The following is a 25,869-nucleotide window of genomic DNA, read 5'->3' on the forward strand; positions in this document are numbered from 1 at the left end:
CCTCGGGTCGATCAAACCGCCGCTATTCTACGCACTTTATCGCGCCGGGCTTACCACTTTTGTCAGCTGCGCAGTCAGCGCGGCGAGATCGCCCGCGACGGCTTCGCGAATTGCCTCCTGCCACGGCTCCGGTTCCAGCCGATCCCACTCCAGCAGATAGCCGGCGTGCAGCGCCAGCTGCTCAAAAAAGATGCGCTGAGCGCGTCCGTTGCCCGCCCGGAACGGATGCAGTACATAGAGTTCACAGTAGTAGTGCGCCAGACGGGCCACAAAGGCGTCTGTATCGAGTTCAGCCAGCCCCTGCTCCTCCTCCAGCGCGCTCATCAGCGCATTGCCCTCTTTCTCAATGTATTCGCAGTGGCAGTAAGGGGTCTCGTCGCGCCAGATATCGATAGTGCGGAGTTCGCCCGCCCAGCTGTAGAGATCCTGAAACAGCGTGCGATGAATATGACGTAAACGCGGCAGGCCCAGTGTACGCGGCCCTGGATCCAGCGTCGCCAGCCGCGCGGCACTGAACGCCAGCTCCGCTTTGCGCAGCTGTGCGGCATCATGAATTTCCAGCCGGTTTTTCAGCACATCGTCGTTGTGCCACAGGTAGGGATCGCGTACCGCCAGTGAATTATCCGCCATACTGCCTCCTCAGCGAAGTGAGCCGATCTTCTGCCTGCTCAGCGGTGACTGCAGGCTCGGTCAGGGTATAACCAGACAGCCTGCAGCTGGCCTGATAGCTGGCAGCACGACGCTGCAGCCACAAAGTGGCTTTCTGTTTTTCAGTGAGTTTTTGCGGCATAGCGCCTCCGGCTGACAAGATTTGCCCTAAGTATAAGAGCAAATTCTGGCTTTGCCGGAGCGCGGTCAGCGACGTCACGCTACAGGTGACGCGGAAACAGATTAAGGCAGGATTTTCGCGGAGGTAATAACAACCGGTTTTGCCGGGACATTCTGGTACGGGCCCACATCTTTAGTCGGAACCTGGGCAATCTTGTCGATCACATCCATCCCTTTCACAACTTTACCAAACACCGCATAACCGAAGTCGCGCTGTCCGTGATCGAGGAAAGCGTTATCTGCCACATTCAGGAAGAACTGGCTGGTTGCGCTGTCTTTCTCAGCGGTACGTGCCATAGAGATGGTACCGCGCAGATTACGCAGCCCGTTATCAGCTTCGTTTTTGACCGGCGCGCTGGTCTGCTTCTGCTGCATATCCGTGGTAAAACCGCCGCCCTGGATCATAAAACCCGGGATCACGCGATGAAAAATGGTGTTGTTGTAGAAGCCGTTATTAACGTAATCCACAAAGTTTTTTACTGAAACCGGCGCTTTCTGATTATCCAGTTCAAGTTCAATGTTGCCCGCCGACGTGGTGAGCAGGACATGCGTATCCCCTTTTGCAGCCAGTGCGGAAGCAGATACGGAAGAGAGTGCTAACAGGGCGATCGCCGCTGTCAAAGTACGTTTAAGCATGAAAGAGTCCTTACCCTGGAGATCGGCTTAAAAAACAGAATTGATTGTAAAGAGCATGTAATACAAGAGCCAGCGTTTTACCTATATTTACCGGAATGTTGCAAACGTCATACTTTTGCCGCCGCGCAATCATTTGCGTGATTGAAATCACACATATCATGAAATTTGCATAGCTTATTTCACTGCTTGTTTATTAAGATCACAGTTCCATTTACAATTCATGACACTTTTGCCTCATCGTCCCCCACAGGTTATGAACATGACAAACCGTAATCGCATCGGCCTTACCTGGATCAGCTTTTTCTCTTATGCGCTCACTGGCGCACTGGTGATTGTGACCGGTATGGTGCTGGATAATATCGCGCAATATTTCCAGCTGCCCATCTCAGAGATGAGTAACACTTTTACTTTCCTAAATGCCGGCATTCTGGTTGCCGTTTTCCTGAACGCCTGGCTGATGGTGATTGTGCCGCTGAAACGCCAGCTGATTTTCGGCTTTGTGCTGATGATTCTGGCGGTAGCGGGCCTGATGACCAGCCATAACCTGCAGGTCTTTTCACTCTGCATGTTTATTCTGGGCGTGGTCAGCGGCATCACCATGTCCATTGGAACCTTTCTGATCACCCATATCTATGACGGTCGCCAGCGCGGTTCACGCCTGCTGTTTACTGATTCATTTTTCAGCATGGCCGGCACGATTTTCCCGATTATTGCTGGCGTACTGCTGGCGCGGGCGCTGCCGTGGTACTGGGTATATGCCTGCATCGGCGTTATCTATCTGGCTATTTTTGTTCTGACGCTGATGGTGGAGTTTCCGGTTCTCAAAAGTGAAGCGGCCGTTCAGGGTGGGGAAAAAGAGAAATGGGGCGTGGGCGTGCTGTTCCTCTCCATCGCTGCGCTCTGTTACATCCTGGGTCAGCTGGGCTTTATCTCCTGGGTGCCGGAGTATGCAACCAAATCGATGGGCATGGATATCGCCTCTGCCGGGCAGCTGGTCGGCAACTTCTGGACCGCTTACATGGTCGGTATGTGGGCGTTTAGTTTCCTGCTGCGCTTCTTTGACCTGCAGCGCATCCTGATGGTGCTGGCTGCGCTGGCCACCGGCCTGATGTACTGGTTTGTCTCCTCTCAGGAGGCGGGCATGCTGCACTGGATCATTATGGCGCTGGGCTTCTTCTCCAGCGCAATTTATACCACCATCATTACGCTGGGATCGCTGCAGACCAAAGCGGCCTCGCCTAAGCTGGTTAACTTTATCCTGACCTGCGGCACCGTGGGCACCATGCTGACCTTTGTGGTTACCGGACCGATAGTGGCTAAAGGTGGCGCGCATGCGGCGCTCTCTACCGCTAACGGCCTTTATGCCGTGGTGTTTGTCATGTGCGTGCTGCTCGGCTTTGTCACGAAGCACCGTCAGCACGGTCATGTGACCCACTGATGATACCGCCACTGCCGCCTCGCGCGGCAGATGCGACCCAATAAAAAGGCGAGCCAGAAGGCTCGCCTTTTTTACGTCATCCGCGCCGGTTTACGGCTGTGCGACGAACCCGACGGCGTCATACACCTTCTTCAGCGTCTCCTGCGCGTGCGCACGCGCTTTAGCTGCGCCGTCACGCATTACCTGATTGAGCAGCGCTTCATCATTGCGGAAGTGGTGATAGCGCGCCTGCAGCTCGGTCAGCATACCGGATACCGCCTCGGCAACGTCGCCCTTAAGGTGTCCGTACATTTTGCCTTCAAACTGCTGTTCAAGCTCCGGAATCGATTTGCCGGTAACGCCTGAGAGAATATCCAGCAGGTTAGAGACGCCCGCCTTCTCTTTGACATCATAGCGCACTACCGGCGGCTCTTCGGAGTCAGTAACCGCACGCTTGATCTTCTTCACGACCGATTTGGTATCTTCCAGCAGGCCGATAACGTTGTTGCGGTTGTCATCCGACTTGGACATCTTTTTCGTCGGCTCCAGCAGCGACATCACGCGCGCGCCCGATTTCGGAATAAACGGCTCCGGAACCTTAAACACGTCACCATAAAGCGCGTTGAAACGGGCAGCAATATCGCGGCTCAGCTCCAGATGCTGCTTCTGATCTTCGCCTACCGGAACCTGATTGGTCTGATACAGCAGAATATCGGCCGCCATCAGCACCGGGTAGTCAAACAGACCGGCGTTGATATTCTCTTCGTAGCGGGCAGATTTATCCTTGAACTGTGTCATACGGCTCAGCTCGCCAAAGTAGGCATAGCAGTTCAGGATCCAGCTCAGCTGCGTATGCTCCGGCACGTGCGACTGAACAAAAATGGTGCTTTTTTCCGGGTCAATGCCGCAGGCCAGATAGAGCGCCAGCGTATCCAGTGTCGCTTTACGCAGCGTGGCCGGGTCCTGACGCACGGTGATCGCGTGCAGATCGACGATGCAGTAAATGCAGTGATAGTCATCCTGCATCTGCACCCACTGACGCAGCGCACCCATATAGTTGCCAATGGTCAGTTCACCTGAAGGCTGGGCGCCGCTGAAAACGATGGGTTTGCTCATGTTATATCCTGATAATCACAGCCCGAGTGCGGGCAGAAGTTCGCCAAAAGTGTCGAGAGTTAAATCGGGCCGGCTGGTGGTAATCGACTCACCGTAGTTGTAGCCAAACGTCATACCGACATTCGGTACACCGGCAGCCTGTGCCGCGAGGATATCATTGCGTGAATCCCCGACAAACAGCAATTGTTCCGGCAGTACGCCGAAATGGCCCAGCACCAGGAAGATGCCGGCCGGATGCGGTTTTTTCACCGCTACGTCATCACCGCCGATAATCAGTGAAAAAGAGTCGCTGATGCCGAGAGAGGCCAGCAGCGGAGCGACAAACGGCGTCGGTTTATTGGTAACGATAGCGAGAGGTAATCCCTGGTCGCGCAGCGCGAGCAGCGTCTCTTTCACCTGCGGAAACAGCGTGCTGCCTGACTCAACAGTGTCAGCATAGTGCCGGTCAAAGCAGGCGCGTGCGTCACGCTGCTCTTCCGCATGCGGCTCGCGACCCAGCGCCCAGGTCAGGGCGCGCGCCATCATAATATCGGCACCGTTACCTATCCAGGTTGACGCCCGCTCAATGCCCGGCGCCGGCAGCTGCAGATCGCCCAGCGCCCGATCGATCGCCTGTGACAGGCCCGGTGCGCTATGCACCAGCGTTCCGTCAAGGTCAAAGGCCAGCGCGCGGATATCAGTGAAATGAGCCATTAACTTTCTCCAGTTCCGTGCGCATTTCATCAATGACTTTTTTGTAATCGGGATGACCGAAGATGGCCGAACCAGCGACAAACATATCTGCGCCGGCGGCAGCGATCTGTCCGATATTGTCGATTTTCACGCCGCCATCCACTTCGAGCCGGATGTCATAGCCGCTCTGATCGATCAGCCGGCGCGCCTCGCGCAGTTTATCCAGCGTGCCCGGTATAAATGACTGGCCGCCAAAGCCAGGATTGACCGACATCAGCAGAATGATATCCAGCTTATCCATCACGTAATCAAGGTAGCTCAGCGGCGTCGCCGGATTAAACACCAGGCCCGCCTTACAGCCATGCTCTTTAATGAGCTGCAGCGTGCGATCCACATGATCGCTGGCTTCCGGATGGAATGTGATATAGCTGGCACCCGCTTTCGCAAACTCCGGGATAAGCGCATCTACTGGCTTGACCATCAGGTGCACATCAATCGGCGCCGTAATGCCGTAGTCACGCAGCGCTTTCAGCACCATAGGTCCCATCGTCAGATTGGGCACATAGTGATTATCCATCACATCGAAATGCACGACATCGCCGCCTGCCGCCAGTGCTTTGGCGGTATCTTCACCCAGACGGGCAAAGTCAGCGGCAAGAATTGAAGGGGCCAGTAAAAATTGTTTCATCCGATTCTCCCAATGTTGTGCGCCAGCCTCAACTGACGTAATGCGTTGGTCGCGGACGAAACAGGCTAGCGGAAAAGCGCCAGCAGTTCGTCCACCTGCGTACGACCGCTTATGCTTCGGCTGATAGAACGCCGGGCTTTTACTACATGTAAATCCGCGTTCTGATACCACTCCCGGGTCAGCAGCGTATCGTGATTGGAAATCAGGACCGGTATCTGGCTCTGCGCCAGCTTCCCGGCCAGCTCAGCAAGATGCTGCTGCTCGCGCAGGCTGAAACTGTTGGTGTGATAGGCCGTGAAGTTGGCCGTTGCCGACAGCGGCGCATAGGGCGGATCGCAATAGACCACTGAGCCTGCAGCAGCGCTGTTCAGGGTAACATCGTACGATTCGCAGACAAAGGTCGCTTTCTGCGCGCGCTCTGCAAACCAGAGTAGTTCAGCTTCCGGAAAGTAGGGTTTGCGGTAGCGGCCAAAAGGCACATTAAATTCACCGCGCAGATTGTAGCGACACAGGCCGTTATAGCCGTGACGATTCAGATAGAGGAACAGCACGGCGCGCTGGTAAGGATCGCGGCTGGCGTTAAATGCCAGCCGCTGCGCATAATAGTGCTCAGCGCTGTTTCCTTCCGGCGTAAACAGCTGACGCGCATCCGCAATAAATGTCTGCGTACGCGTTTTAACAATGTTGTAGAGGTTAATGAGATCGCCGTTGATGTCCGCCAGATGGTAGCGGTCATAATCGGTATTGAGAAATACGGAACCGGCGCCCACAAAAGGCTCAACTAAGCAGTCGCCTTGTGGCAGGTGACGACGAATATCGTCAAGCAGTGGATATTTCCCACCGGCCCATTTCAGGAAAGCGCGATTTTTTTTCATGCTGTCGTGGTTATTACATCTTCATTGTAGCTGTGGTGAAACCGACAGCAGATCTGCGCTTAAACGGGGCCGCAGCAGCGGGCCCCACATCAATTTACTGACTCTCTTTTTTAACCTGGCTCAGCGGTTTTACCCACGGATTAACCGCACGTACTTCTGCAGGCAGCGCAGCCGCAGCCCGCTTCGCTTCGGCAGGCGTCGCGTAAGCGCCACTGACCAGCACGTACCAGGGCTGACCGTTACGTGTGGTTTTATACACGTGATAGCCGCTCAGATTCTGTTTTTTTGCCCACGCCGTCAGGCTCTCCTGCTTCGACGCCCCGCTCAGCTGCAGCGTATAGTTGCCACCCGAAGGCAGGGACTTGCTGGCGCTGCTGGCAGGCGGGTTGTGCGCTGCCGTGGTGTGGGTCTGGCTCTCGCGGGTCGCAGACGGTTTTGCCGCAGCCGCTGGTTTATGGCTGGTACCGGATGCGGTGGAGCGTGAATTATTGCTGCTGGCACGCGGCGCATTATCAGCCCGTACAGCAGGCGGCGTAACCGCTTTTCCCGCTGTGCTGCCGGCATTACCGCTTACGGTAGCGGGCGCGGTGGGCAGAGAAGAGCCGCCCTGCGCACCCTGGGCGGCAGCATCTACTGAGCCCTGCTGATTACTCAGCGCGCTGTTAAGATCGCCCGGCAGCGTGACGCGCTGCTGGTTCGCAGGCGCCTCTGTTACCTGCGCCTGCGTTGGCGTGGAGGAGACGGCAGGCATTGAGATCGCCTGCCCTTCACCGCCCGCTGCCGGCTGCGTCGTATCCTGCGGCGCGCTGCCTTCAGCCGTTGGTGCCGCTGCCTGCTGGCCGCTCATGGAGGTGGAGTCAGAGAGATCGATATGTTTTTCACTGCCGCCAGATGTCGCTGCACTGCCGCTACTACGGTTAGCCGCGGGTTTATCATCCGGCCCGGTCAGCGCTGAACCGATGCCCAGCACCAGAACCAGCAGCACCAGAATGCCAATCCCCATCATCATATGCTGACGGGAGACTGGCGCTTTGGCCTTTGGTGCAGAAGACGCTTTACGGGATCGCGCGGGACGGCGATCGCTGGCATCAGGTTTTAACTCATCTTCCGGTTTGAACTCATCCATCTCGCCTCCTCCGTAAAACGGTGCGTCTGCGACACACCGTATCACAACGTTCTTCTTCAGCCTGAACTTGCCTGCCGCAGCGTTATATGACGGTCTGCTGTCAGAACGCTACATTCGCGCTCAGTTACTGCGGCAATCGTTAATTGCAGCCAGCACCATATCATGTGCAACACCGGCACGCACTTCAGAGCGACCAATAGCGAGAGGCAGCACCAGACGCAGTTCGCCCCCGATCACTTTTTTGTCGCGCATCATATGCGGCAGATACGCTTCAGCTGTCATCTCAGCGGGGCCGGTTACCGGCAAGCCAGCGCGCTGCAGCAGCGCAATCACGCGTTCGCTCTCTGCAGCGGTAAATTGCCCCAGTCGCTGCGCCGTACGCGCGGCCATGACCATACCTGCCGCCACGGCTTCGCCATGCAGCCAGTTGCCATAGCCCATATGCGCTTCAATCGCATGACCAAACGTATGGCCCAGATTGAGCAGCGCACGCTGGCCGTTTTCACGCTCGTCGGCAGCCACCACTTCCGCTTTCAGCTCGCAGCAGCGGCGAATACACCAGGCGATTGCGCGCGCATCCAGCGCCAGCAGCGCATCAAGATTTTGCTCCAGCCAGTGGAAGAATTCACCGTCCAGAATGATGCCGTATTTGATCACCTCTGCCAGGCCAGACGCCAGCTCGCGCGGCGGTAGCGTGGAGAGACAATCTGTGTCAATGACCACCGAGGCGGGCTGATAAAACGCGCCAATCATATTTTTGCCGAGCGGATGATTGACGGCGGTTTTTCCGCCTACTGACGAGTCAACCTGCGCCAGCAGCGTGGTGGGCACCTGAATAAATCGGACGCCGCGCTGATAGCTGGCAGCGGCAAATCCGGTGAGATCGCCAATCACGCCGCCACCCAGCGCAATCAGCGTGGTGTCGCGGCCGTGCGGCTTCTGCAGCAGCGCGGTAAAAACCTCATCCATGACGGTCAGCGTTTTATACTGCTCACCGTCAGGCAAAATTACCTGATCAACATGGATGCCTGCCTGGGTCAGCAGCGTTGCCACTTTCCCGAGGTAGAGCGGGGCCAGCGTCTGGTTGGTTACCAGCATGGCGCGATCGCCTGCCTTCAGCGGCCAAAAAGAAGCCGGATCCTTAAACAATCCGGCAGCAATGGTAATGGGGTAACTACGATCCCCCAGTGAGACAGTGATCTTCTCCATGATGACCGATACCTGTTGCTGAGCCCTCAGGATACTGGATTAATTTTTTTCCAGCATGTTGATGATCTGATTGGCGACCACTTTGGCACTTTGATCATCAGTGCGAATAGTGACGTCAGCGATCTCTTCATAAAGCGGATTACGTTCATCTGCCAGTGCTTCGAGCACTTCACGAGGCGGTTCATCAACCTGCAGCAGCGGGCGCTTTTTATCGCGCTGCGTGCGGGCAAGCTGCTTTTCGATGGTGGTTTCCAGATAGACAACCACGCCGCGGGCGGAGAGACGATTGCGCGTTTCACGGGATTTGACGGAACCGCCGCCGGTCGCCAGTACGATGCCTTGTTTCTCGGTCAGCTCGTTAATGATTTTTTCTTCGCGATCGCGGAAACCAGCTTCGCCTTCCACATCAAATACCCAGCCTACATCCGCTCCGGTACGTCGCTCAATTTCCTGATCGGAATCGAAAAATTCCATATTGAGTTGCTGAGCTAACTGACGACCAATAGTGCTTTTGCCGGCACCCATCGGCCCAACCAGAAAGATATTGCGTTTCTCTGCCATTTTGTCGGTATTACTAAGAATTCGTTGATGATACCCCGCGTTCAGCGCGTTGCTGGCGGGACAGGAACTGAGACCTCATAAGCATTAGCAAGAGTCAGATAGAAAATTATCTCAACACTCATGGCCGTTTGGCAACCGAATAAATCGCCTCCGGCAACCTGCACACAGGTATGGTCTTTGGTTCGCGAGACGGTAACGCTCTTCCTTACGTGCCTTCATTAAACGGGCTACAGCTGCGCAGGCCGGGGGTTGCCGGTGCTTATCATCGGCTGATATTAGCGCTGAAAACGGCCCTTTATCTGCTTGCTGCTGCCCACTTTATGCTGGCATATTTCTTTTTTGACGCCAGTATCGCTTGTGACTGACGCCCGTCGGAAGATTATCCTGCCGCGTACCGCTACACCGTTTTAAAATCGCTAAACCTTGTAAGCTAATTCCTCTCTGGCGTCAACGCGCACGGCACTACAGAACGAATTTTCCGCTTTATCCGGCAGAAAGCGCTGCTTCCCTGACCAGTCTGGGGGTAATAAAGATAACCAGCTCACGTTTTTTCTGCTCCTGCAGCTGCTGCCGGAACAGCGCGCCCAGCAGGGGCACCTCTCCCAGCCACGGCACGCGTTTTTCACTCTGCGTGCGCTGCTGCTGAAAAATGCCGCCCAGCGCCAGCGTTTCGCCATCACGCAGCGTCACCTGCGTCTCAATTTCCTGCTTTTCAATGCTCAGCACCTGGTTCTCTCCCAGCGTCAGGCTGCGGCCAGGCATGTTCTGGCTCAGCCGCAGCCGCAGCTGAATGCGACCGTTGCCCAAAACCGTGGGAGTGACCTCCATGCCCAGCACTGCCTCTTTAAACTCAATGGCCGTCGCACCGCTGTTGCCTGATTTCACTTCATACGGAACTTCGGTGCCCTGTTTGATGGTGGCCGTCTGCTGATGCGCAGTAAAGAGCCGCGGGCTGGCGATAATATCGATCTGATTCTCCTGTTCCAGCGCGCTCAGCTCAAGATTCAGCAATTCACCGCTCATTTTACCCAGCGTCACCCCGGCGCGCAGTGCCGGCGTACTGACGGCCAGCGGCAGGCTAAGCTGCGGATTGCGCAGCGTCGCCGCTACCGCATCTGCCGGAGAGAGCTGCCAGCTGACGCCCAGTTCACGCAGATGCTCTTCGTTAAGCGTCACGATATGTGCCTGCAGCTCGACCTGCTCCAGCGGCCGGTCAAGGGCTTTGAGCCAGCGCGTGGTGCTTTCCAGTGCCGGTGCCGTATCGCGCAGCAGCAGTGAGTTAGTACGGCTATCGACCGTGACGCTGCCGCGTGCTGACACCAGTGAAGGCTCTCCCTGCAGGCTGCGGTGAATATCGCTGGCGCTGGCATAATGAAGCGTAACGGTGCGCTGCTCCAGCGTCTGCTGCGCCTGTCGCTCTTCCTGCTCCTGCCGGACCCGCTGCGTCTGACGCTGCTGCCAGCTTTGCGGATAGACCAGCAGCACCCCCTCCTCTTCTATCAGAACAAGATCGGTCAGGCGTGAAATCAGCGACAGGGCATGCTCTGCGCTCACCTTCTCCAGGCGCAGCGACAGTCGTCCCTCAACTCCGGGCGCAATCAGCAGATTAGTCTGCTGATAATCCGCCAGCGCCTGCAGAATGCGCTCTACCGGCGCATCGTCAAATACCAGGCTCAGCGTGCTGGTCTGCGCCTGCAGTGGGGTGCTTAACATAAGCCCCAGCAGCATCGCGATCCGTTTCATAAAAGCCTCCTTTAATTACCCAAACGATCTGTTGCTTCACACAGCGGCGCGGCGCGGTTAACGTCAGCGTGCGCGCGGTTATCTCCGTGACCTGCCAGGGATAAACCGGAAAAGGGATGGATGGCTCCAGCCGGTAGCTTTTCCCCTCGGGCGATATTACCCAGGCGACAAAGTGCGGTGCGCGACCTGCCACGCCCTGCAGACGCCAGTTCTGCGGCGTGGCGGCGGGCGGTTCGCAGGCGCGGGTGGTCAGAGGGACGAAAGGATTGCGTGCGTCGGCGGCACTGAACCAGAGCAGCAGGCACAGCAGTGCGCTACTCCGCATCAGATTGCTCCAGCCACAGCTCTGCCGTAAGCAGACGCGCGCCGGACCGCAGTGAAAAACGCTGCGGTACCGGCTGAGCGGTTCCGGCCAGTTCACTGAACAGCGGCATAAATTCACGCCACTCCAGCTGCAGCACCAGTTCTGATGGCTGAGCCTGCGGCTGCCAGTTTTGCAGCTGCGCGCCACGCGTGTTCACCAGCTGCTCCAGCGATGCGCTGGCCGCGCTGCCGCGCTGCGGCACCTGTAACATAGCGATCTCCTGCGTAAGCGTGGCGACTGACGGCAGCAGCGCCTGCTGCAGCTGGCTTTGCTGCGCGGTAAGCGCTGTCAGCGCTGTCCGCTGCTGTGCCAGCGCCTGCTGCTGGGGACGCAGCAGCAGTAGCCAGAGCAGCAGCACGGCTGCAGCAACCAGCGCGCTGCAACCGGCACGCCACGCAAAAGGCCACAGCGTATAGCGCCACATCAGCTCACTCATCGCGCGGCTCCCGCATCCGCGCCTGCAGCGTGAACCGGTATCGGCCATCGGACTGCCGGGTTATCGCCCTCTGCCTGACGGCGGCAAACAGCGGCTGTGCCAGCAACCGATGGCGCAGCTCGCTCACCGCAGCCACGCTGTCACTCCACCCTTCGACGCGCAGCAGCTGCTGCTGACGATCGATACGCTCCAGCCACAATGCATCCGGCAGCAGCCCCGGCAGCTGCTGCCAGAAACGTTGCCAGTGCTGATACTGCAGCGCCACCTGCTGACGCTGCTGCTGTAAGTCCAGCAGCCTGTCGCGCGCCTGCAGCAGTGATTGCTGTTGCGTGCGCAGATGCCGCAGCGCAAGCAGCCGCTGCCGGGCCTGTTCTGTTGCGCTTTCAGCCTGAGTCAGCTGCTGTCTGCTATATCCTCCCAGCAACAGCGCAACGAGCAGCGGCAGCGTTAACGCGGTAACCAGCAGATATTTCGTCTGCCGGCAGCACTTCTGCCACTGCCGCTCACGCCACGGCAGCAGATTAACCCTTAGCATGAGCTGTCTCCGGGGCGCAGCGCCAGTCCCAGCGCCAGCGTAAAGTCACCCTGCTGTGCGGGCAGAGGCGGCTGCTGGTAGCGTAATAATGAGAGCGGCAGGCACAGCTTCGCCTGTAGTGTGGTCAGGGCTGACGAAGAGGTACAAAACGAGTCCGATACCTGCGGAAAGAGCTGTGTAACAGTGTCTGAATTGAGCGCGCCTGTGATGATTCCACAGCGCAGCGCGCCATCATTAAACACCCAGAACCCGTGCTCGCCTGCCGGGTGGATCAGCAGCGTATGCAGGGCAAGCGGCAGCTGCTGTGCGACCTGCATCAGAGCCTGCGTGCTCAGTTCAAAGATGTCAGGCTCAAGACCCGCCTGCTGCAGCGGCTGCAGCCACTGCGTCATCACGTCCCGCCGTGCCGCCGTCACCTGCAGCGTGTTTTCAGTCGCGTCACACTGATAGTCAAACGCCAGCAGCGCGGTTTCCACCGGAAAGAGGATGCGGGCGGCGGCAGTGACATAACGATTTAAAGCGGGTTCGCGCAGCGAGGTGTCGGGCAGCGGCAAGGTCCGCTGCAGAACCAGCTGTGGCGGCAGGCCAACGCGCAGTGAAAACTGCGCCGGCAGCTGCCGCCGCCACGACGCTAACATCTCCTGTAACAGCGGCGAGCTTTGCAACACGCCGTTGCGTAACGTATCGTGCGGCAGCGCTTGCTGCCACCAGTGTCGCAGCTGCCAGCCATGACGACGGCGTTCAATACCCAGCGCACACAGGTGCCTGTTCTGAATATCCAGTCCAATTTGCCAGCGCTGAAAAGCCATACGCGCGATCTCCTTATCATCAAAGGTAAACGCTAAACCCGGCTATGCTGAATGACAGGCAAATGACGGGTATATCAAAGCGTCAGGCTTGCCTTTATACTACCGCGCGATTGTTTATAAACTGCCCAAACGCCAACAGATGGGAATTCTCAGGTGAAGTTCGTAAAGTATTTATTGATTCTTGCAGTGTGTTGCATTTTGCTGGGAGCCGGTACGGTTTATGGCTTATACAAGTATATAGAGCCGCAGCTGCCCGATGTGAACACATTGAAAGATGTGCGTTTGCAGACGCCGATGCAGGTTTACAGCGCCGATGGCGAGCTGATTGCCCAGTATGGTGAAAAACGCCGCGTACCGCTGACGCTGAAGCAGATGCCGCCAGAGCTGATCAAAGCATTTATCGCGACCGAAGATAGCCGCTTTTATGAGCATCACGGCGTCGATCCGGTGGGGATTTTCCGTGCCGCCAGCATCGCGCTGATGTCAGGCCATGCGTCGCAGGGTGCCAGTACGATTACTCAGCAGCTGGCGCGTAACTTCTTTCTGAGCCCTGAACGTACGCTGATGCGTAAAATCAAGGAAGCGTTCCTGGCCATCCGCATTGAGCAGCTGCTGAGCAAAGATGAGATCCTTGAGCTCTACCTCAATAAAATCTATCTCGGCTATCGCGCGTATGGCGTTGGCGCGGCGGCTCAGGTCTATTTCGGTAAAACGGTCGATCAGCTGTCGCTGAGTGAAATGGCGATGATCGCTGGCCTGCCGAAAGCGCCCTCAACCTTTAACCCGCTCTATTCGCACAGCCGGGCGCTGGCGCGTCGTAACGTGGTGCTGGCGCGCATGCTGGATCAGAACGACATCACACAGCAGCAGTATGAAGAGGCCCGCAATACGCCGCTGACCGCCAGCTATCACGGTCCTGAGATCGCGTTTTCTGCCCCTTATCTCAGCGAAATGGTGCGTCAGGAGATGGTGAAACGTTATGGCGACCGCGCCTATGACGACGGCTACAAGGTGTATACCACCGTAACCCGTCGCCTGCAGGAAGCGGCGCAGCAGGCGGTGCGTAACAACGTCATGGCTTATGATATGCGCCACGGCTATCGCGGCCCGACCGCCGTGTTATGGAAAGTGGGTGAGACGAGCTGGGATCAGCCGCGTATTCTTAAGACGCTGAAAACGCTGCCCGCCTACGGACCGCTGAATGCCGCAGTGGTCACCAGCGCCAGCGCTCAGGAGGCCACGGCCTTACTGAAAGATGGCAGCACGGTCGCGCTGAAGCTCTCCGGCGTGCGCTGGGCGCGCCCTTATAAATCAGACACGCTGCAGGGCCCGACGCCGCGCAGTATCACGCAGGTGCTGCAGGCTGGTCAGCAGATCTGGGTACGTAAAGTGGGTGATGAGTGGTGGCTGGGTCAGGTCCCGCTGGTGAACTCTGCGCTGGTGTCGCTGAATCCGGAAGATGGCGCAGTGCGCGCGCTGGTGGGCGGATTCGATTTCAATCAGAGCATGTTTAACCGTGCCACCCAGGCGCTGCGCCAGGTGGGATCGAACATCAAGCCTTTCCTCTATACCGCCGCTATGGATCGTGGCCTGACACTGGCCTCTATCCTCAACGATGTGCCGATCTCCCGCTGGGACGCCGGCGCAGGTGCAGACTGGCGGCCTAAAAACTCGCCGCCAACCTATGCCGGTCCTATCCGTTTACGGCAGGGGCTGGGAGAGTCTAAAAACGTGGTGATGGTACGCGCCATGCGCGCGATGGGCGTCGATTATGCTGCGGAATATCTGCAGCGCTTTGGCTTCCCGGCGCAAAATATTATTCATACTGAGTCGCTGGCGCTGGGTGCGGCTTCATTCACCCCGCTGCAGGTGGCGCGTGGCTATGCGGTCATGGCAAACGGCGGTTTCCTGGTTGATCCCTATTTCATCACCCGCATTGAGGATGAGCAGGGAGGCGTGATTTTTGAAACAAAGCCTAAGATTGCCTGCCCGCAGTGTAATCTGCCGGTGATCTATGGTGATACGAAGAAGTCAGTTGCCCTGAATGAAGAGAGCGTGGAGAACGTCGCCACCTCTGATGAGTCGAAGAATCAGACGGTGCCACAGCCAGCGCTGGAGCAGGTTCCGGCACAGCCGCAGCCAGCAGGCGATCAGCAGTATGCGCCGCACGTGATCAATACACCGCTCTCTTTCCTGATCAAAAGCGCGCTTAACTCCAATATCTTTGGCGAGCCGGGCTGGATGGGTACCGGCTGGCGTGCCGGACGCGATCTTAAGCGAAATGATATCGGCGGAAAAACCGGTACGACAAACAGCTCTAAAGATGCCTGGTTTTCCGGCTATGGCCCGGGTGTGGTGACGTCAGTCTGGATTGGCTTTGATGATTCACGCGCGCTGGGACGTTCAACCGTATCAGGTGCGATTCCGGATCAGATTTCCGGTTACGAGGGCGGAGCCAAGAGCGCGCAGCCGGCGTGGGATGACTATATGAAATCTGCGCTGGAGGGCGTACCGGTGCAGCCGCTGACGCCGCCGGAAGGCGTGGTCACCGTGACTATCGACCGGGCAACCGGCAAACTGGCTAACGGTGGTGGCAATACGCGTCAGGAGTATTTCATCAACGGCACGCAGCCGGTGGAATATAGCGTGCACGACGTCGGCACAACCATTATGGACAATGGCGAAAGCCACGAGCTGTTCTGATAAACAGGCGCCTGCGGGCGCCTTTTTTATTCAGTAATCAAGCCGGCCCTGTTTTACCAGCCATTCGCGCACCAGAAACAGCGCACTGACGTTACGCGCTTCGCTGAAGTCAGGTTCTTCCAGCAGCGCCAGCAGGTTCTTTAGCGGCCAGCGCCGTACCACCAGCGGCTCCGGCTCATCCCCTTCCAGCTTCTCTTCATAGAGCCCTTCAGCCACCACGATATTCATTTTGCTGGAGAAGTAAGAGGGTGCCATGGTGAGCTTGCCGAGGGCTTCAAGACGGGTCGCGCCGTAGCCAGCCTCTTCTTTGAGTTCCCGGTCGGCCGCCTCAAAGGCGCTTTCGCCCGGATCGATTAGCCCTTTTGGAAAACCAAGCTCATAGCTTTCCAGCCCCACCCCATACTCCTGAATCAGGATAACGTCGTCGCCGAGAATCGGCACAATCATTACCGCTTCGCGTTCAGAAGGCTTCATGCGCTCATATACGCGGCGTGCACCATTGCTGAAAGCGAGATCGACGGCTTCAATGGTAAACAGGCGGGAGCGGGCCACCGCTTCTACCTTGAGGATGTCAGGTTTTTTCAATGGAGTGGTCATATCAGCCTCAGACGTTGCACAACCTTGTGAAATGCGATAGCGCCAGCATACCGAAGGCCGCGCAAATGTGCGACAGGCAACGCAGGCTAAGCGGCAGCCCGATTGGGCGACCCGCCGTATGGCGCGCTACACGCACGCTCGTTTTAAGCGTAAGTCAACGCCTCAGCGCGAAATTCAGAAAATACCGATATTTAATTGAGTATTGCCTGGTTAACATCCTGTCACGGATTAATCTAATAATTTATAATCCGATGATTTAGCGCATTATTTTATCTGTGTTTCTTCTTGTCAGAACCTCTTCTGCTCGCCAGAATTGACACATCTTACGATTTTCGCCGGGAGTAGAACGTTAACGTGAAGGCATTTCGTTGGCTGGAATGAGCTGAGCATGAGCACTTTTATTGTCATCCTGACAGTGATGCTGATCGGCTCATCATTAGCAGGTATCGCTTACTGGTACGCTATGCGGCATCGTCCGCCGTTAGCGCGACCGCTGCCGTTTATCAGTCCGCCCTGCCGCAAACTCTCGGATGATGAGCGCACCGCAGTAGAAAAGTATCTGGCTGCGCTGGCGAAACGTCAGCCGCCGCGCACCCGCGCCCGCTTTGCCACGGAAGCGGAAGCGCTGACGCTGACGGCTCAGAGTAGTCATGTCTACCCGGTTACCCGTTCCATCACCCGCTACGGTCTCTCAACCGACGATCCGCACAAATGGCGCTACTATCTGGATGAAGTGGAAGTGCATCTGCCGCCGCTCTGGGAACAGTATATTGCCGATGAAAATTACGTTGAGCTGATCCGCACGCAGACGCTGCCGCTGGTCATCTCTCTGAATGGTCACTCGCTGGTTAACTACGCCATTGATCAACCTACCCTGCCGCCGCTGATCCAGCCTGCCAGTACCAACGCCTCTATCCGTAAAGCAGAGAGTGAAAACGTTGAGTTACTGCGGGTGCGCAAAGAGTCACACGAGGAGTACCAGCTTTCGCGACCTGACGGTACGCGTGAAGCGGTCGTTATCAGCTGCGCTTTTTTGCTGTTTTTTCTCGGTCTGGTGCTGCCGGGCAATCTTCTGCTCTGGCTGGTGGTGCCTGGCTGCATAATGATCGCCGTCAGCCTCTGGTTCCTCTGTCGTTTTCCCGGTGAGAGAAGCCTGCGTGATATTCACTGCCTGCGCGGTGCGCCGAAACGCTGGGGCCTGTTTGGTGAATCGAACCAGGAGCAGAGCAACATTTCGCTGGGCATTATCGATCTCATCTACCCGCCGCACTGGCAGCCTTATATCGCTCACGATCTGGGACAGGTCACCGAAGTGGATATCTATCTGAACCGTCAGGTTGTGCGTCAGGGGCGTTTTTTATCGCTGCAGGATGAGGTCAGGAATTTCCCGGTCCAGCGGTGGCGCAAGAATCTGGTACTGACCTGCGGTTCACTGCTGGTACTGGCAATGCTGCTGACCTGGATCCCGCTCAGTATGCCGCTCAAGCTGAGCCTGGCCTGGGTCAAAGGCACGGAAAGTCTTGAGGTCGACAGCGTGGATAAGCTCTCTGCCCTGCCGCTGCACGTCGGCGATGTGCTCAGGGTGACGGGAACCGGTATGTGCTCGGTGCCAGGCAATTACCAGAGTAATCGTACCTACGCTTATATGCCTTTTGACTGCTCTGCTATCTACTGGAACAAAGCCGCTCCGCTGCCTCAGCCGCAGTCTGACATTATTGATAAGGCCGCTGCGCTGCTGGATACCACCCTGCGCCAGCTGCATCCGGAGACCAGCACCGATCCCAAGCTTAATCCGCAGCTCGCCTCAGCGATTCAGAAGTCAGGCATGATTTTGCTGGATGATTTTTCCGAGCTGGTGCTGAGGACGCAGGATCTCTGCAGCCAGCAGCAGGATTGCGTCCGGCTGAAAAATGCGCTGGTTAACCTGGGCAATGCGAAAGACTGGGATTCGCTGATCCACCGCGCGGACACCGGCAAACTCAGCGGCATGAATGTGCTGTTAAGACCTGTCAGTGCCGAAGCGCTGGAGAATCTGGTGAATACCGCGACTTCAACCTTCTTTTCCCGTGAAACCCGTCGCGCGGCGGAAACGCTGAACAGCCCACCGCCGGGCGGCTTTCTCATCATCAGCGATGAAGGCCGGCAGCTGGTGACGCAGCCGCAGCCTGCCGTCTCCCTGTTTGATCTGGACGCACCTTCGCAGTGGCGCGAGCTGCAGCGTATTGCGGGCATGCTGCTGCATACGCCGTTCAGCGCCAGCGGCATCATTACCAGTATGAGTACCGACGCTAACGGGACACGCCATATCATGCTGCATAACGAACCGGATGCTATGGCGCAATGGCGCTACATTGGCAGCGTTGTGCTGATGCTGATACTGCTGATTTCCGCAGTGGTGAACGGGTTGCTGACGCTGCGTCGCATCCATCGTAACCGGCTGCGCATGGCTGAAATTCAGCAATATTATGATAAATGCTTTAACCATAATCTCAGCACTATGCAGAGTGTGCGCTCGCTGTTCTGACCCTCCGCCCTTCTGTGCTACCCTGACGCGCAATTTTTGCGACGGCTGTCGGAGCCGGCATTTACGCTAAACTGATAGGGTGCGGCGTCGCGTCGCACCTTGATTTATCACTTTCTGCCCATATCTCCGGGTATCTGCAGCTCTTCCTCTGCGGAGTTCGCGTCAGAGCCGGTTGCATATTGCGCGACGCGATCATAAGAGCCCGGCCAGCATCTGGCGCAGAGATCCGGGCGTCAGCCGCTTCCGACGCCGACTGGCCGCCACCCTTTTTCAGCGCCGCCCTGCCGGACCCGTTTGCCGGTAAAGGTGAAACGCTGCGTTAAAGCAGGAGCCACTATGAAAGAGAAAATCAGCGACGGCGTACGCCTGGATAAATGGCTGTGGGCCGCGCGCTTCTATAAAACCCGCGCGCTGGCACGTGAAATGATCGAAGGTGGCAAGGTTCATTATAACGGTCAGCGCAGCAAACCCAGCAAGCTGGTTGAATCGGGCGCGGAGTTAACGCTGCGACAGGGAAACGATGAGCGGACGGTGATCATTAACGCCATCAGCGACCAGCGGCGCCCCGCCAGCGAAGCGCAACTGATGTATAGCGAAACCGCCGCCAGCGTGGAAAAACGGGAAAAAACGGCGCTGGCGCGCAAGCTGAACGCGCTGACTATGCCACATCCGGATCGCCGGCCTGATAAAAAAGAGCGTCGCGATCTGATGAAATTTAAACTGTCGGGTGATGAATAATTTTCACCCCTGCGAGAGAAAACTTATGTCTGTTCAAGATCAATTACACCGTTACCTGTTCGAAAACGTTGCCGTGCGCGGCGAGCTGGTCAATGTCTCCCATACCTGGCAGGAAATTGTCCGCAACCATGACTATGCAGAGCCGGTAAAAACGCTGCTGGGCGAGCTGCTGGTTGCGACCAGTCTGCTGACCGCCACGCTAAAATTTGATGGTGATATCACGGTGCAGCTGCAGGGTGACGGCCCGCTGACGCTGGCAGTGATCAACGGCAATAACCGCCAGGAGCTGCGTGGCGTGGCGCGCGTGAAAGAAGGTGCAGAGATTGCGCCCGGCAGCACGCTGAAAGAGATGACCGGTAACGGATATCTGGTTATCACCATTACACCAGAAAAAGGCGAACGTTATCAGGGTGTGGTCGGTCTGGAGGCGGATACGCTGGCAGGCTGTCTGGAAGACTATTTCATGCGTTCTGAGCAGCTGCCTACCCGCCTGTTTATCCGTACTACCGAACAGGGCGCAGCCGGTATTTTACTGCAGGTGCTGCCCGCGCAGGAGACCAGTCAGGATGATTTCAATCATCTGGCCATGCTGACGGAGACGGTGAAAGCAGAAGAGCTGATCACGCTGCCGGCAAACGATGTGCTGTGGCGTCTCTATCACCAGGAAGAAGCCACCGTTTACGATCCGCTGCCCGTTATGTTTAAGTGCACCTGCTCGCGCCAGCGCTGCGGTGAAGTGCTTAAAACGCTGCCAGAGAGCGAAGTGGATGAGATCCTCAAGGAAGATGGCAAAATTGATATGCACTGCGACTATTGCGGCACGCACTACGTCTATGACGCGGTTGATATTGCTGCCATCCGGAATGAATCTGTCAGCGACAGCGACCAGCTGCATTGATTCCGCTGCGGGCGGCCACGCCGCCCGTTTCGCGTAAAACTATACCCCCATGTTTTTTCACGGAAATTAACTAATTTTCACTAACTTTACTTTTATAAGTAGCCGATTTCTCCGCTTGTCACGTTCCAGTTCGCATTTTTAACTATCTTCACTTTCCGCTTCTGCTCAGATGTGTACACTGCGCGCGATCTGTCCTGCGCAACCGAGTGCGCCACGCGGCAGACACCCCCTAAAAATGCAATGAAGTACCGATTTAAGGAGCAGTCACATGCGCGTTAACGGCCTGACATCGCAAGACCTCGCCGACCTGGGCATCAGCGGCACTACTGAAGTGGTGTATAACCCTGACTATGACACGCTGTTTCAGGAAGAAACCCGCCCGGAGCTGGAGGGTTATGCGCGAGGCACCCTGACGCAGAGCGGCGCCATCGCCGTGGATACCGGCATTTTTACCGGTCGCTCACCGAAAGATAAATATATTGTCCGCGATGACACGACGCGCGATACGCTGTGGTGGAATGGTACCGGCAATGGTAAAAACGATAATCAGCCGCTTTCGCAGGAGACCTGGCAGGCGCTGAAAGATCGCTGCACACAGCAGCTTTCAGGCAAACGCCTGTTTGTGGTGGATGCCTTTTGCGGTGCCAATCCTGACTCCCGTCTGAGCGTACGCTTTGTCATGGAAGTGGCCTGGCAGGCGCATTTTGTGAAAAACATGTTTATCCGCCCGACCGAGGAAGAACTGGCCAGCTTCACGCCTGATTTTGTGGTGATGAACGCGGCGCAGTGCACCAATCCGGACTGGCAGGCGCAGGGGCTGAACTCAGAAAATTTTGTTGCATTTAACCTGACAGAACGCATGCAGCTGATTGGCGGTACCTGGTACGGCGGCGAAATGAAGAAAGGCCTGTTCGCCATCATGAACTATCTGCTGCCGCTGAAAGGCATCGCCTCAATGCACTGCTCCGCGAACGTGGGTAAAGCGGGCGACGTGGCCGTGTTCTTTGGCCTCTCCGGCACCGGCAAGACCACGCTCTCCACCGATCCTGAGCGGCAGCTGATTGGCGATGATGAGCACGGCTGGGATGACGACGGCGTCTTCAATTTCGAAGGCGGCTGCTATGCAAAAACCATCAACCTGTCTGAACAGGCAGAGCCGGAAATCTATCGCGCCATTCGTCGCGATGCGCTGCTGGAAAACGTGGTGGTGCGTGCCGACAGCAGCGTGGATTACGCCGATGGCAGCAAAACAGAAAACACCCGCGTCTCCTATCCGATCAATCACATTGAAAACATTGTGCAGCCGGTTTCCAAAGCGGGTCACGCGAAAAAGGTCATTTTCCTTACGGCGGATGCGTTTGGCGTGCTGCCGCCGGTTTCACGGCTGACGCCAGAGCAGACGCAGTATCATTTCCTTTCCGGCTTTACTGCCAAGCTGGCCGGTACTGAACGCGGCGTCACGCAGCCAACGCCAACCTTCTCTGCCTGCTTTGGCGCCGCATTTCTGACCCTGCATCCAACGCAATATGCTGAAGTGCTGGTTAAGCGCATGGAAGCGGCGGGCGCGCAGGCTTATCTGGTTAACACCGGCTGGAACGGCAGCGGCAAACGCAACTCACTGAAAGATACGCGGGCGATTATCAACGCGATTCTGGCAGGCGAGCTGGATAACGCCGCCACCGAGACACTGCCGGTGTTCAATCTGCAGATCCCGACGCAGCTGGCCGGAGTGGACGCCGCCACGCTGGATCCGCGCCGCAGCTGGCAGAGCGAGGCGGAGTGGCAGCAGGCCGCGCAGGATCTGGCACAGCGTTTTATCACGAACTTTGAGAAGTATACCGACAACGATGCGGGTAAAGCGCTGGTAGAGGCGGGTCCGCAGCTGTAAGCACGGCTGAACAGCTGTAGCGGGCGGCATCACTGCCGCCCTTTTTTCTGTCTGCTCAGGAGCTGTGCGCGACGCTGGTCAGCGCGGTGCTGTTTTCCGGCATCGGCAGCCACGCGCGAATACGTAATCCGCCGCGCTCGCTGGCACCAATCTCCAGCGATCCCTCATGCGCATCAATGATGCGCTGCACAATCGCCAGCCCCAGCCCGGTGCCGCTGGTACTGCGGGCGCTGTCGCCGCGCACAAACGGCTGAAACAGATGCTGCAGCTGATCGGGTTTAATACCGGGACCATCATCATCAACCTGGAACCAGGCGCGATTAAGCTCCTGACCGCTGCTGACCTTGATCCAGCCGTTACCATATCGCGCAGCGTTGACCACCAGATTTGCCACCGCACGTTTAATGGAGAGCGGATTGATATTCAGCATCAGCTCATCGGTCATCACCGCATTCTCAATCTCGCGTTCATAGCCGCTCTCAGCCGCAACCACTTCTCCCAGCACGCTGTTGAGATCGGCCCGCTCAGTCTGCATCTCCTGACCCGTACGCAGATAATCGATGAACTGCTCGATGATGGCGTTGCACTCTTCGATATCTTTGTTAATCGACTCCGCCAGGTAGCCATCCTGCTCACCCATCATCTCAGTCGCCAGACGGATGCGCGTCAGCGGCGTGCGCAAATCGTGACTGACGCCCGCCATCAGCAGGGTGCGATCGTCAGCCAGCTGCTTGACGCCGGCTGCCATCTGATTAAAGGCGCGCGTCACTGAACGCACTTCAGAGGCCCCATACTCACGCAGCGGCGGCGGAATAATGCCTTTGCCCACCTGCAGTGCCGCGTGCTCCAGATCCACCAGCGGCCGGTTTTGCATCCGGATAAACAGCCAGGCTCCGCCAATCGCCAGCAGCATAATCGCCAGCGTGTAGCGGAACAGCGGCGAGAAGTCACCCTGATGAATTTCCGTCAGCGGCACCCGCACCCAGATATCGGGCGAAAGCCAGGTTTTCAGCCAGACAACCGGCGAGTTTTTGTTGACCTCGACGCGCACATCGGTCGGGCCACCCAGCTGCTGCGCCATCTGCTCACTCAGAAACTCATAGTGCTGCGCCCAGCGCAGCCCGCTCTCTTCTGCCGCCGCGTTGGTATAAAGCGAAATCCCCAGCTCGCGGTAAATTTCGCGCCGGAAAGCGGGTGGCACTTCCAGCTGCGTCCCGTCTTCCAGCTGCAGCCGATCGGTCATCAGCATACGCACTTCGTAGGCCAGCACCTTATTAAACTGCTGCAGGCTGGGAAGAATAGCGAAGTTCAGCACCACCAGATACGTCGTTACCAGGCTGACGAACAGCAGGGTAACGATCAGCAGCAGGGTGCGGGCAAAGGAGCTGCGGGGCGAGAAGCGCAGTCGCCTCATGCTTTACTGCCGTCCGGCACAAAGACGTAGCCCAGACCCCAGACGGTCTGGATATAGCGCGGATGCGCGGGATCTTCTTCCACCATGCGGCGCAGGCGTGAAATCTGCACGTCGATTGAGCGTTCCATGGCGCTGTATTCACGCCCGCGCGCCAGGTTCATCAGCTTGTCACGCGAAAGCGGCTCACGCGGATGACTCACCAGCGCTTTCAGCACGGCAAATTCACCGCTGGTCAGCGGCATAGGCTCATCTTCACGGAACATTTCACGCGTGCCGAGGTTCAGTTTGAATTTGCCAAAGGCGATAACCGCCTCTTCCTGTGAAGGCGCACCCGGCAGCTCGTTGGCCTGACGACGCAGCACCGCGCGGATCCGCGCCAGTAGTTCACGCGGGTTAAACGGCTTGGGAATATAGTCATCCGCCCCGATTTCCAGCCCGACAATGCGGTCAACCTCTTCACCCTTAGCCGTCACCATGATAATCGGCATCGGGTTGCTCTGGCTGCGCAGACGGCGACAGATAGAGAGGCCATCTTCGCCCGGCAGCATTAAATCCAGCACCATCAGATGAAACGATTCACGCGTCAGCAGGCGATCCATCTGTTCAGCATTAGCGACACTGCGCACCTGAAAGCCCTGTTCGGTGAGATAGCGTTCCAGCAGCGCGCGCAGACGCATATCGTCATCAACGACCAGAATTTTGTAGTTCTCTTGCATGTTCAACTCCCAAAGGCGCCATTGCCTGAAGCAATATTGTGAGGATAAGGGACCCGTCTGTGACAGATATTTATGGTTTATATTCTAAGCGAAATTGTTACAAAGCATATTAAACAGGAGCTTATATTTAATTTCTTGCCTGGAATGCGGCTCCGCTCCCGCTTTTGCCACCCGATTTTACCCCGATTAGCGCTTGTCTGAAAAAACGGCACTTTTTCTCACTGCGCGTGGCTCGACCGTATTTTTCCCGCTCTGCCAGAGCCTGTCCTGCGCTTTCACATCAATTCAGCGGGATAGCAGACCGCCGGCAGCACAAAACTGCGCAGATTCTGGTTAGCGCCTGATAACGCTCTCGGAAGAGTGCCAGCGGCGGCACAATCCAAGACCATTTATAAATAAAGACAGTTAAATCAGCGAGTAAACACTACTTTCGCCCGACCTGATGATCTCCGACACTTCTGCTGTATCGACCCGATCGGTGTCATGTGGAGAAGAAAAATGAAAAAAGTTGTTCTGCTGAGCGCGCTGGTTCTCTCCAGCCTTACCCAGGTTCAGGCGGCAACGTCAGTCGGTGAAGCCGCTGGTGCGCAGGCGTCAACGACGGCAAAAGGCAACTCGGATGCAATTGGCGTGGGCGCAGTAGCAGCACTGCTGGGCGTGGCGCTGGCTACCATGGGCGGTGGCGATGGTAATGGCAGCAGCACCTCAACCACTACCGCAACGGTGCCGGGCAAGTAAGCGCTGTACAGCGGACTGCGCTGCCTGTGGCTCACCACGCGCAGTGCAGTTCACTTACGCCTTGTCGTGATAGGTAATCTGATTCACAAACCAGATCTTTTGTCCTTCAGGCGTGTTAACGGTGACCTCATCATCGACCTCTTTTTTGATCAGCGCCCGCGCCATAGGTGAATCGATCGAGATGTACTCTTTCACATTATCGCCATAGATTTCATCCGGTCCGACGATGCGAAAACGCTTTTGTTCCCCCTGCTCATTCTCCACCTCTACCCACGCACCGAAAAAGACTTTGCCCTCCTGCTGCGGAGCGTAATCAACAATTTTTAGCTCAGCGAGGCATTTGCGCAGGTAGCGTACCCGCCGGTCAATCTGCCGCAGCAGCCGTTTGTTGTAGGTATAGTCCGCGTTTTCTGACCGATCGCCGAGGCTGGCGGCCCAGGAAACGATACGGGTGATCTCCGGACGCTTCTCATTCCACAGATGATCGTGCTCGGCGCGCAGCTTGTTGTAGCCTTCGCGGGTAATCAGTTGAGTTTTCATTACATCGGCTCATTTATGTCAGTTTTGCAGGTCGCCAGCTGCGTACATTGACTGCTCCCCGCCCTAAAGGGCGAGGATTCCCACTTCAACGCAACCTG

General features: G+C 56.9%; 26 protein-coding genes. 7 read left to right on the forward strand and 19 right to left on the reverse strand.

The window, feature by feature from the left end:
- Positions 1 to 36 precede the first annotated feature (36 nt).
- The 3 genes from AC2CF9_RS14415 to ppiA form a co-directional block, all read right to left on the reverse strand.
- Positions 37 to 630 (reverse strand): putative adenosine monophosphate-protein transferase Fic, encoded by a 594-nt coding sequence (locus AC2CF9_RS14415; protein WP_484557309.1) that lies wholly within the window; start codon positions 628 to 630, stop codon positions 37 to 39.
- Positions 620 to 790, reverse strand: coding sequence for a YhfG family protein (locus AC2CF9_RS14420; protein ID WP_150018478.1), 171 nt, complete (start codon positions 788 to 790; stop codon positions 620 to 622). The genes AC2CF9_RS14415 and AC2CF9_RS14420 overlap by 11 nt, the downstream gene beginning before the upstream one ends.
- Before the next feature lie 101 nt (positions 791 to 891).
- Positions 892 to 1,464, reverse strand: a complete 573-nt coding sequence (gene ppiA / locus AC2CF9_RS14425; protein WP_039380907.1) for a peptidylprolyl isomerase A — start codon at positions 1,462 to 1,464, stop codon at positions 892 to 894.
- A gap of 259 nt (positions 1,465 to 1,723) precedes the next feature.
- On the opposite strand from ppiA, the gene tsgA reads away from it, so the two are divergent.
- Positions 1,724 to 2,902: an MFS transporter TsgA gene (tsgA, locus tag AC2CF9_RS14430; RefSeq protein ID WP_104086023.1), complete on the forward strand. Its 1,179-nt coding sequence runs from the start codon at positions 1,724 to 1,726 to the stop codon at positions 2,900 to 2,902.
- A 90-nt stretch (positions 2,903 to 2,992) separates the two neighbouring features.
- Here tsgA and trpS read toward each other — a convergent pair whose 3' ends face one another.
- From trpS to pilM, 12 genes are all read right to left on the reverse strand, one after another.
- Positions 2,993 to 3,997 carry a tryptophan--tRNA ligase gene (gene trpS / locus AC2CF9_RS14435; protein ID WP_094111202.1) on the reverse strand — a complete coding sequence of 335 codons (1,005 nt, stop codon included), beginning with the start codon at positions 3,995 to 3,997 and terminating at the stop codon, positions 2,993 to 2,995.
- Positions 3,998 to 4,012: 15 nt separating this feature from the next.
- Positions 4,013 to 4,690 carry a phosphoglycolate phosphatase gene (locus tag AC2CF9_RS14440; RefSeq protein ID WP_094111201.1) on the reverse strand — a complete coding sequence of 226 codons (678 nt, stop codon included), beginning with the start codon at positions 4,688 to 4,690 and terminating at the stop codon, positions 4,013 to 4,015.
- Entirely contained in the window at positions 4,674 to 5,357 is a 684-nt protein-coding gene (gene rpe / locus AC2CF9_RS14445; protein ID WP_039380919.1) for a ribulose-phosphate 3-epimerase, read from the reverse strand. The genes AC2CF9_RS14440 and rpe overlap by 17 nt, the downstream gene beginning before the upstream one ends.
- 65 nt (positions 5,358 to 5,422) lie before the next feature.
- Entirely contained in the window at positions 5,423 to 6,232 is an 810-nt protein-coding gene (gene dam / locus AC2CF9_RS14450; RefSeq protein ID WP_150018477.1) for an adenine-specific DNA-methyltransferase, read from the reverse strand.
- A 94-nt stretch (positions 6,233 to 6,326) separates the two neighbouring features.
- Positions 6,327 to 7,358, reverse strand: a complete 1,032-nt coding sequence (locus AC2CF9_RS14455; protein WP_484557310.1) for an SPOR domain-containing protein — start codon at positions 7,356 to 7,358, stop codon at positions 6,327 to 6,329.
- A 120-nt stretch (positions 7,359 to 7,478) separates the two neighbouring features.
- A complete protein-coding gene (aroB, locus tag AC2CF9_RS14460; RefSeq protein ID WP_039380926.1) occupies positions 7,479 to 8,567 on the reverse strand; it encodes a 3-dehydroquinate synthase in 1,089 nt (362 codons plus the stop codon).
- Between the two features lie 39 nt (positions 8,568 to 8,606).
- Positions 8,607 to 9,128 carry a shikimate kinase AroK gene (gene aroK, locus AC2CF9_RS14465; protein WP_039380929.1) on the reverse strand — a complete coding sequence of 174 codons (522 nt, stop codon included), beginning with the start codon at positions 9,126 to 9,128 and terminating at the stop codon, positions 8,607 to 8,609.
- A 483-nt stretch (positions 9,129 to 9,611) separates the two neighbouring features.
- Positions 9,612 to 10,871, reverse strand: coding sequence for a DNA uptake porin HofQ (gene hofQ / locus AC2CF9_RS14470; RefSeq protein ID WP_484557311.1), 1,260 nt, complete (start codon positions 10,869 to 10,871; stop codon positions 9,612 to 9,614).
- Positions 10,789 to 11,196: a HofP DNA utilization family protein gene (locus tag AC2CF9_RS14475; protein WP_150018473.1), complete on the reverse strand. Its 408-nt coding sequence runs from the start codon at positions 11,194 to 11,196 to the stop codon at positions 10,789 to 10,791. The genes hofQ and AC2CF9_RS14475 overlap by 83 nt, the downstream gene beginning before the upstream one ends.
- Positions 11,186 to 11,671, reverse strand: coding sequence for a HofO family protein (locus tag AC2CF9_RS14480; RefSeq protein WP_484557312.1), 486 nt, complete (start codon positions 11,669 to 11,671; stop codon positions 11,186 to 11,188). Before AC2CF9_RS14480 ends, AC2CF9_RS14475 begins: the two co-directional genes overlap by 11 nt.
- Complete coding sequence (locus AC2CF9_RS14485; RefSeq protein ID WP_150018472.1) at positions 11,664 to 12,206, reverse strand: PilN domain-containing protein; 543 nt, start codon at positions 12,204 to 12,206, stop codon at positions 11,664 to 11,666. The genes AC2CF9_RS14480 and AC2CF9_RS14485 overlap by 8 nt, the downstream gene beginning before the upstream one ends.
- A complete protein-coding gene (gene pilM, locus AC2CF9_RS14490) occupies positions 12,200 to 13,015 on the reverse strand; it encodes a pilus assembly protein PilM (RefSeq protein WP_484557313.1) in 816 nt (271 codons plus the stop codon). The genes AC2CF9_RS14485 and pilM overlap by 7 nt, the downstream gene beginning before the upstream one ends.
- A gap of 153 nt (positions 13,016 to 13,168) precedes the next feature.
- Here pilM and mrcA point away from each other — a divergent pair, with 153 nt between their 5' ends.
- Complete coding sequence (gene mrcA / locus AC2CF9_RS14495) at positions 13,169 to 15,718, forward strand: peptidoglycan glycosyltransferase/peptidoglycan DD-transpeptidase MrcA (RefSeq protein WP_150018470.1); 2,550 nt, start codon at positions 13,169 to 13,171, stop codon at positions 15,716 to 15,718.
- A gap of 30 nt (positions 15,719 to 15,748) precedes the next feature.
- Here the strand turns inward: mrcA and nudE are convergent, their stop codons facing one another.
- Positions 15,749 to 16,315 (reverse strand): ADP compounds hydrolase NudE, encoded by a 567-nt coding sequence (gene nudE, locus AC2CF9_RS14500; RefSeq protein WP_039380943.1) that lies wholly within the window; start codon positions 16,313 to 16,315, stop codon positions 15,749 to 15,751.
- Between the two features lie 388 nt (positions 16,316 to 16,703).
- Between nudE and AC2CF9_RS14505 the strand changes: the two genes are divergently transcribed.
- From AC2CF9_RS14505 to pckA, 4 genes are all read left to right on the forward strand, one after another.
- On the forward strand, positions 16,704 to 18,839 hold the full coding sequence (locus tag AC2CF9_RS14505; RefSeq protein ID WP_484557314.1) for an intracellular growth attenuator family protein: 2,136 nt from the start codon (positions 16,704 to 16,706) through the stop codon (positions 18,837 to 18,839).
- A gap of 336 nt (positions 18,840 to 19,175) precedes the next feature.
- A complete protein-coding gene (gene hslR / locus AC2CF9_RS14510) occupies positions 19,176 to 19,577 on the forward strand; it encodes a ribosome-associated heat shock protein Hsp15 (RefSeq protein WP_150018468.1) in 402 nt (133 codons plus the stop codon).
- A 25-nt stretch (positions 19,578 to 19,602) separates the two neighbouring features.
- Positions 19,603 to 20,475, forward strand: a complete 873-nt coding sequence (gene hslO, locus AC2CF9_RS14515; protein WP_150018467.1) for an Hsp33 family molecular chaperone HslO — start codon at positions 19,603 to 19,605, stop codon at positions 20,473 to 20,475.
- Between the two features lie 268 nt (positions 20,476 to 20,743).
- Positions 20,744 to 22,363 (forward strand): phosphoenolpyruvate carboxykinase (ATP), encoded by a 1,620-nt coding sequence (gene pckA / locus AC2CF9_RS14520; protein ID WP_484557315.1) that lies wholly within the window; start codon positions 20,744 to 20,746, stop codon positions 22,361 to 22,363.
- A gap of 55 nt (positions 22,364 to 22,418) precedes the next feature.
- Here the strand turns inward: pckA and envZ are convergent, their stop codons facing one another.
- Together envZ and ompR are read right to left on the reverse strand one after the other, a co-directional pair.
- The gene (envZ, locus tag AC2CF9_RS14525; RefSeq protein ID WP_150018465.1) at positions 22,419 to 23,777 is read right to left on the reverse strand and encodes a two-component system sensor histidine kinase EnvZ; all 1,359 of its coding nucleotides are present in this window, start codon (positions 23,775 to 23,777) and stop codon (positions 22,419 to 22,421) included.
- Positions 23,774 to 24,493, reverse strand: a complete 720-nt coding sequence (gene ompR / locus AC2CF9_RS14530; protein WP_001157751.1) for an osmolarity response regulator transcription factor OmpR — start codon at positions 24,491 to 24,493, stop codon at positions 23,774 to 23,776. The genes envZ and ompR overlap by 4 nt, the downstream gene beginning before the upstream one ends.
- Before the next feature lie 498 nt (positions 24,494 to 24,991).
- On the opposite strand from ompR, the gene yjbE reads away from it, so the two are divergent.
- The gene (gene yjbE / locus AC2CF9_RS14535) at positions 24,992 to 25,231 is read left to right on the forward strand and encodes an exopolysaccharide production protein YjbE (protein WP_094111190.1); all 240 of its coding nucleotides are present in this window, start codon (positions 24,992 to 24,994) and stop codon (positions 25,229 to 25,231) included.
- Positions 25,232 to 25,285: 54 nt separating this feature from the next.
- Here yjbE and greB read toward each other — a convergent pair whose 3' ends face one another.
- Entirely contained in the window at positions 25,286 to 25,771 is a 486-nt protein-coding gene (gene greB / locus AC2CF9_RS14540; protein WP_039380962.1) for a transcription elongation factor GreB, read from the reverse strand.
- Between the last annotated feature and the right edge of the window lie 98 nt (positions 25,772 to 25,869).

The sequence above is a fragment of the Pantoea sp. SYBGC1 genome, from assembly GCF_057197005.1.